The organism is Sphingomonas sp. LaA6.9, assembly GCF_022601895.1.
Lineage (GTDB): Bacteria > Pseudomonadota > Alphaproteobacteria > Sphingomonadales > Sphingomonadaceae > Sphingobium_A.
Window position 1 is genome coordinate 1 of the sequence record NZ_JAKVIO010000074.1, and the last position, 7,039, is coordinate 7,039.

Sequence of the window (7,039 nt, forward strand, 5' to 3'; positions counted from 1 at the left end):
TCGGGCCGACGCGCGCTGCTTGCGCTTGTCATCGCCTGGTTCGATCCTGCACCAGGTTCGACTCGGCCGGGGGACGAATGAGGAGAGAGCAATGAGCGTTTCACCGATTCCCGAAGGCTATTCCAGCGTAACGCCCTATCTGACGCTCGACGACGCCAATGCGGCGATCGAGTTCTACAAGAATGCCTTTGGCGCGACCGAACTCTTCCGCATGCCGATGGGCGACAGGATTGCGCATGCCGAGATCAAGATCGGCAACTCGCATGTCATGTTGTCCGACGAATGGCCCGACATGGACATGCTCGGACCGAAGTCGCGGGGCGGGACGACGGCGAGCCTGATGATCTATCTCGATGGCGTCGACGCCGCATTCGACCGCGCTATCGCTGCGGGCGCGACCGCCGAGCGGGCGCCCGAAGACCAGTTCTGGGGCGACCGGATGGGGACGCTTGTCGACCCCTTCGGCCATCGCTGGTCGATAGCGACGCATGTCGAGGACGTCGCCCCAGAAGAGATGGCGCGGCGAATGAGCGAGATGGCGCCCGCCTGACCGCGGCAATGAAAAGGGCCGGTCGGATCGCTCCGCCGGCCCTTTGTCTGATACTGGATACTCAGCCTTGAGTCAGGTCAGGCCTTGCAGCTCTGGCTGCCCTTGCCGGGCAGGGTAAGCGTGATGCTCGAACCCTTGCCTTCGAGCGAATAGCCTTCGGCGACCATCGGCTTGCCGGCTTCCTCGGCCTTGACCAGCGTCGGCGGCGCAGCCTTGTCGGTGCGGACGTTCGCCGACTTGTCGCCCGACAGGAAGTCGACATAGACGATCGTGTTGTCCTTGCAGCGATAGGTCTTGCTTTCCTTCACCGAAGGGGGAAGCTCGACGGGCGCGGCATTGGCCAGCTCGGCGGCCATATCGTCCTGCGGACCGCCACCGGTGATGGTCTCGGGCTCGGTACTGCACGCGGCCAGCGCAAGAAGCGCGGAGGCGGCGGCGACGGGGAGGAGTGAGTGCATCTTCATAGCGGGCGTGACGCTTTGCCTTTGTGAGCCCCCGCGTCAAGCGCGGTTGTGTTACAACATGAAAATAAACCGTATCTTACCCCATGTCGCGACGAAAAAGTACGCGCCGCGTCTCAATCGTGAAATTCGCTCGCCTCGGGAATGCGGCCAAAGGCGATTCGCGTGCCCACACGGTCGGCGCGCCCGCCGCTCATCGGGCCGACGCTGACCGCATGCCGGCCGAATTTCTCGTTGATCCGGTCCATCGCGCGGCTGAGCGCGAGCGTGCGCGTTTCGCGCGCCAGCGGATCGTCGGGGTCGAGCGCGGCAAAGAGCGAGTCCTGCTCGCCCTGAATGGGTTCGATCTCGGCGAGCGTCACCCCGATCATGCGCAGGCGAAAGCCCCCCGGCCGCACGCGCCCCGCGGCAGCAAGCTGCGGCCAGAGCGCATCGAGCGCGGCGAGGATCGCGAAACTGTCCTGCGTGGGGCTGAGCTTGCGGCTGATCCGGACCGTGCTCTTGTCGTCCTCGAACCGGGCGTGGAGCACGAGCAGCCGGCTGCGATAGCCATTGCGCCGCAGGCGGCTCGCGGCCTTGAGCGCCAGCCGCCGCGCGGTCAGCCGCGCGGGCTCGAGCCCGCGCTTTGACGGGGAGAGGACGTGGCTGTGCCCGATGGTCCGGTGCTGCGTCGGCTTTTCGGGAAGATCGACGCCGTGGAGCAGATACCAGAGCCGGTCGCCACCCACGCCGCCCCAGGCGCTTCCGGCGTCGCGGGGACGTCGTTCGCAGAGCTGCGCGATGTCGTTGATGCCGTGCTGCGCCAGATGCCGTTCCATCTTCGCGCCGATCCCCGAGACCGCGCGCAGCGGGAGCGTGAACAGCCGCTCGGGCAGTTCGTCTGCGGTCAGCACCGTCAGCCCGTCGGGTTTCTGCATGTCCGAAGCAAGCTTGGCGAGCAGCCGGTTGGGCGCGATCCCGATCGAGGAGGTGAGGCATTCGCCGACATTGTCGCGGATCCCCGCCTTGATCCTGAGCGCGAGCGCGCGGGCGGCCTCGACGCTGTTCTCATTGTCGAGCAGCCGGCACGCGACCTCGTCGATCGAGCAGACATGCGTGACGGGGATGTGCTTCCAGACTTCGGCGACGATTGCGTCGTGGAACTCGACATAGCGGCTGTGCTCGGGCGCGACGATCAGCAGATCGCGGCACTTGCGCTTTGCCTCCCAGACGGGCGTGCCCGTCGAGATGCCATATTTCTTGGCCTCATAAGAGGCCGCGATCGCGACGGTGGTATCGCTTGCGACGGGCGCGACGATCACCGGGCGGCCACGCAGATCGGGATTGAGCTGCTGCTCGACGCTCGCGAAATAGCTGTTGAGGTCGACATAGAGCCAGCGCAGCGGGCGCGGGGGGAAAGGGGGAGCGGAGTCGGGCATCGCGGTGAGAACATGTAGCGAACATGCGCGACGAAATCCACGCGAAACCGCGCGCGGGCGACCATGACGAGGCAGCCCTTCGGCCAGGCTATGGAGAGCCTTAGCTTCACTTAGCTTCACACTTTTCTCACAAACGCGCATCTTTTCCATCCCCGCCCGGCCGTGCCCTTATGACGGCCCGCGAGCACGATGACAGAGGCGGGGCGTGTAGGACAGCGGGGGTGCAGGACGGGGGCAGGGCGGGGTGCAGGCCCGGCGGCTTTGCTCCCGGAACAGCGCATTCCAGGCCCGTCGCAGGGGTCCGCACACGGGCGTCGGATCAGAAGAATGTGGGGATCAGAAGACTGTGGGGATCAGAAGACTGTGCGGATCAGGAGAATGCGCGCCCTGAAACCGTCGCACGGCCAGCCCGCGCTTCTGGCAATGGGGAGCAACACCCTGTAGATGGCTCCCAAAGGAGTTGAGATGAGCGGTTTCAGATTGAGAAATTTCGGCGCCCTCGCGATTGGCCTGGCTGTTACCGTGGCGCTGAGTGCGCCGGCGGACGCGCGCCGGGGCGGCAGCTTTGGCAGCCGTGGGGCGCGTACCCATCATGCGCCAAAGGCAACGGCTGTCGCGCCCGCGCAGACGGCGCCCGTCCAGCGCTCCATGACGGAAAACCGGAACGGCAGCCAGGCCGCGGGCCGGCAGCCCCAGGCCGGCAAGATGGTCCCCGCGAAATCCGGCGGTCTCGCAAAGGGCCTGATCGGCGGGCTGATCGCGGGCGGCCTGATCGGCGCGCTGCTGGGCGGCGGCCTTGGCGCGCTGGCGGGCGCGGGTTTCCTTATCGCGCTGTTGCAGGCGGCGCTGGTCGGCGGCGTCATCCTGATCCTTTTCCGGATGTTCCGCCGCAAGCCCATGCTCGCCGCTGCGCATGGCGGCGCGATGAAGACGCCCTTCATGGGGATGGAACCGCGCCAGTCGCCGATGCCGACGGGATCGCGCGGCTTTTCCGGCGCCCCCTTCGCCGGACCGGCTCACGACATCGAGATCCGCGATGACGACAAACAGGCGTTCGAACGGCTGCTTGTCGAGGTGCAGGATGCGTTCGGACAAGAGGATTATGCGCGCCTGCGCGAGCGGACCACGCCCGAGGTCATGTCCTATTTCGCGGAAGAGCTCAGCCAGAACGCCACGAGCGGCCGCCGCAACACTGTGACGGGCACGCGGCTGATCGATGCCGAGGTCGCCGAGGCGTGGCGCGAAGCTTCGATCGCCTATGCCACCATCGCCATGCGTTACGAGAGCATCGACGTAATGCTCGATCGCAACAGCGGCGCCGTGATCGAGGGCGATCCCACCCGAGCGACGCAGACGACCGAGCTGTGGACCTTTGCGCGCGAAGCACATGGTCCGTGGCGCCTGTCGGCAGTTCAGCAGGCCTGAGCGGTCAGGAGATGGCGGGCGCTTTCATGTAGTGCCCGCCAACGGGCGTTAGGCGCGCAATGTCGGTCATGGGGACGGACAAGCACCTTCCTGATTCCTGACATTCCGCTTACCGCACGCGTTGGCGGGCTCGCGGCCGGAAAGTTGTGATTGGCGGCCGTCAAGCGCAGCGTGCTCCCCTCCCTGGAAGGGAGGGGCCGGGGGTTGGTAGCGAGCGGAGCGAGCCCTTCTAAAGCCCGTGTTTTGATCGCCTGACGGCGACACCCACCCCTAACCCCTCCCTTGCAGGGAGGGGAATGGGATGTCCACGATGCCGGCGTGTCCGGACAGTCCTCTGTGGATGGCTCCCGCTCTTGAGATCGGCAACGTCCGAAACGTCGGGGGGAAGCGGACGTTGTAACGCTGCCTACTCCTTCTCTACCGGAGAAGAGAACTGATGCCTCTCGAAGATTTCCACTTCGGCGAACTTCGGTGCTTCGTTCCATATCGAGACCCATTGATCCGGATGAATGTCGATTGAGTGTGGGTGACCGTCTTCAAGGGTTATCAAGGCCCCGCCACCACTTGGTACTTCGTACTGGTCGCAAACTGGCCCGTACGCCGTTGGATTGCTTCGCTGCGCTCGCAATGACGGGGGGCGTCGGTCCGCGCGCTTGACGATTTTCGATAAACAAATTATCGTTTTTCGATATGAACAGCCGCCGGAGTCGGTTCGATGCCCCGTAGTCCTTCGCCCGCGCTGCCCAGCGCCTATGTGCTGCTGCGTATCCTGGTCGTGCTGAACTGGCTCGCCGGCGCCGCGATCTTTGCGCTGCTGACGGCAACCATCGTCGCCAAAGCGTGGACGATGACCGCGCTCGGCATCGCTCCTTCCTCGGAGATTTCGCGACTGATCGTGCCGCTGCGCGTGATCGCCGCGCTCGGGCTGGTCGCCGTCCCGATCAACGATTCGATCCTGCGGCGGCTGCTCGCGATCGTCGAAACGGTGCGCAGGGGCGATCCCTTCGTCGCGGCCAATGCGTACCGGCTGCAGACCATCGCCTGCGCGCTGCTCGTGCTCCAGCTGCTCAGCATCGCCATCGGCGCGATCGGCGAGGCGATTTCGACCCCAGCGCATCCGTTCCACCTCGATGCGGGCTTTTCGGCCAGCGGCTGGCTCGCGGTGCTGCTGACCTTCGTCCTCGCGCGCGTCTTCGCCGAAGGCACGCTGATGCGCGAAGAGCTGGAAGCGACGATCTGACGATGGCGATCGTCGTGAAGCTGGATGACATGCTGTATGCGCGGCGCATGACGCTGACCGAGCTTGCCGAGCGCGTCGGCATCACGATCGTCAATCTTTCGATCCTGAAGACCGGAAAGGCGCGCGCGATCCGGTTTTCGACGCTCGAGGCGATCTGCGCCGCGCTGTCGTGCCAGCCCGGCGACATATTGGAGTTCGTGCCCGACGCCGTGGAGGGTGGGGCGGGGTGATGCGTCGGCGTGCCTGCAAACCCCGGCTACGCCCCCCGCCAAAATCGCTTGCTTGGCCTTTGGCGGCTTTCATCCTAGCTAATGGCCATGACGATCATACCCGACACGCTATCGCTTATCGGCAACACGCCGCTCGTCCGCCTGAAAGGGCCAAGCGCCGCCACCGGCTGCGAGATACTCGCCAAGTGCGAATATGCCAATCCGGGCGCCTCGGTGAAGGACCGCGCGGCGCTCTATATCGTGCGCGATGCCGAGGAGAAGGGGCTGATCGGCCCGGGCGGGACGATCGTCGAGGGGACCGCGGGCAATACCGGGATCGGGCTCGCGCTCGTCGCCAATGCCAAGGGCTACAAGACGATCATCGTCATGCCCGAAACGCAGAGCCGCGAGAAGATGGACACGCTGCGCGCGCTGGGCGCCGAACTGGTGCTCGTGCCCGCCGCGCCCTATTCCAATCCCGGCCATTTCGTCCACACCAGCCGCCGGATCGCCGAAGAGACCGACAACGCGCTGTGGGCCAACCAGTTCGACAATATCGCCAATCGCAAGGCGCATATCATGGGCACCGCCGAGGAGATCTGGGAGCAGACGGGTGGCAAGATCGACGGCTTCACCTGCTCGGCGGGGACGGGCGGGACGATCGCGGGGGTCGGGCTGGGGCTGAAGGCGAAGAACGAGGATATCGTCATCGCGCTGACCGACCCGCATGGCGCGGCGCTATACAGCTATTATGCGTGCGGCGAGCTGAAGTCGGAGGGGTCTTCGGTCGCGGAAGGGATCGGGCAGGGGCGGATCACCGCCAATCTGGAAGGCGCGCCGATCGACACGCAGTTCCGGATCTCGGATGCCGAAGGGCTCGAATGGGTGCACCGGCTGCTCGAGGAGGAGGGGCTGTGCCTCGGCCTGTCTTCGGGGATCAACGTCGCGGGCGCGGTGGCGCTGGCGAAGCGGATGGGGCCGGGCAAGACGATCGTGACGATCCTGTGCGATACGGGATTCCGTTATCTTTCAACGCTCTACAACGCGGACTGGCTGACCGCGAAGGGGCTGAAGGTGCCGGATTCGCTGAAGCTGGGCTGAACCCCGCGCGCGGAAATGGACAAGCGCGTCCGGTGCGGTTAATAAAGTATCCGTGAACTCGGGTCCGCAAGAAAACGAGAAGCAGGAACGTCTGCAGCGCGTGCGCATCGGCGCGACCGGGCTGGCGGCGGTGTTCCTCGTCGTGCTGAGCGCGGGCGCGATCATCAATTCCGCGAGCGACGAGATTCCCGTGCAGGAACAGGCCAATGTCGAGGCGCCGATGGGGCTGCCCGACATCGTCGGCAACGACCTGGCCGAAGACCCGCTGCCGCAGGAGCCGCTGGCCGAACTGGGCGTCGCACCCTCCACCGCCTCCAACGAAAGCGGCGTCAACGCCGACGCCGCGGGCAAGGGCCCCTGATCGGGCAGGCGCTTCCGCGCATCTTCCTGTGGGCGGGGCTGCTCGCGCTGGCCGAGCTGCTCGCCGGCGCATATTTTGGTCCGTTTTCCGACAATCGCGCGCAGTTTGACGGCTTTCTGGCGGTACGGCCCTGGCTGCTGCTGATCCTCGTCTTCATGATGCGCGCGGCTCACTGGCGCGTGCGCTGGAGCGTCGGCGTGCTCGCGATCCTGCTCGCGGTGACGGGCGAGGCGCTGTTGCTCGCGCTGCTCGGCGCGCCGGTGTCGCCCGAACA

8 protein-coding genes are annotated in these 7,039 nt (G+C 65.7%); 6 read left to right on the plus strand and 2 right to left on the minus strand.

The genetic code is table 11. From position 1 onward, the window contains the following. Positions 1-91: 91 nt before the first annotated feature. A complete protein-coding gene (locus tag MKI88_RS20795; RefSeq protein WP_241633466.1) occupies positions 92-550 on the plus strand; it encodes a VOC family protein in 459 nt (152 codons plus the stop codon). A gap of 77 nt (positions 551-627) precedes the next feature. On the opposite strand, the gene MKI88_RS20800 is transcribed toward MKI88_RS20795, so the two are convergent. Together MKI88_RS20800 and MKI88_RS20805 are read right to left on the minus strand one after the other, a co-directional pair. Beyond that, on the minus strand, positions 628-1,008 hold the full coding sequence (locus MKI88_RS20800; RefSeq protein ID WP_241633473.1) for a hypothetical protein: 381 nt from the start codon (positions 1,006-1,008) through the stop codon (positions 628-630). A 119-nt stretch (positions 1,009-1,127) separates the two neighbouring features. Then, the gene (locus tag MKI88_RS20805; protein WP_241633467.1) at positions 1,128-2,429 is read right to left on the minus strand and encodes a type VI secretion protein ImpB; all 1,302 of its coding nucleotides are present in this window, start codon (positions 2,427-2,429) and stop codon (positions 1,128-1,130) included. Positions 2,430-2,894: 465 nt separating this feature from the next. Between MKI88_RS20805 and MKI88_RS20810 the strand changes: the two genes are divergently transcribed. The 5 genes from MKI88_RS20810 to MKI88_RS20830 all read left to right on the plus strand — a co-directional run bounded on the left by MKI88_RS20810 (position 2,895) and on the right by MKI88_RS20830 (position 6,765). Continuing rightward, entirely contained in the window at positions 2,895-3,854 is a 960-nt protein-coding gene (locus tag MKI88_RS20810) for a TIM44-like domain-containing protein (RefSeq protein ID WP_241633468.1), read from the plus strand. A gap of 715 nt (positions 3,855-4,569) precedes the next feature. Further along, complete coding sequence (locus MKI88_RS20815) at positions 4,570-5,094, plus strand: DUF2975 domain-containing protein (protein ID WP_241633469.1); 525 nt, start codon at positions 4,570-4,572, stop codon at positions 5,092-5,094. A 2-nt stretch (positions 5,095-5,096) separates the two neighbouring features. Beyond that, positions 5,097-5,324 (plus strand): helix-turn-helix transcriptional regulator, encoded by a 228-nt coding sequence (locus MKI88_RS20820; protein WP_241633470.1) that lies wholly within the window; start codon positions 5,097-5,099, stop codon positions 5,322-5,324. Between the two features lie 87 nt (positions 5,325-5,411). Next, positions 5,412-6,404: a cysteine synthase A gene (locus MKI88_RS20825; protein ID WP_241633471.1), complete on the plus strand. Its 993-nt coding sequence runs from the start codon at positions 5,412-5,414 to the stop codon at positions 6,402-6,404. 52 nt (positions 6,405-6,456) lie between these two features. Continuing rightward, complete coding sequence (locus MKI88_RS20830) at positions 6,457-6,765, plus strand: hypothetical protein (protein WP_241633472.1); 309 nt, start codon at positions 6,457-6,459, stop codon at positions 6,763-6,765. Positions 6,766-7,039: the final 274 nt, after the last annotated feature.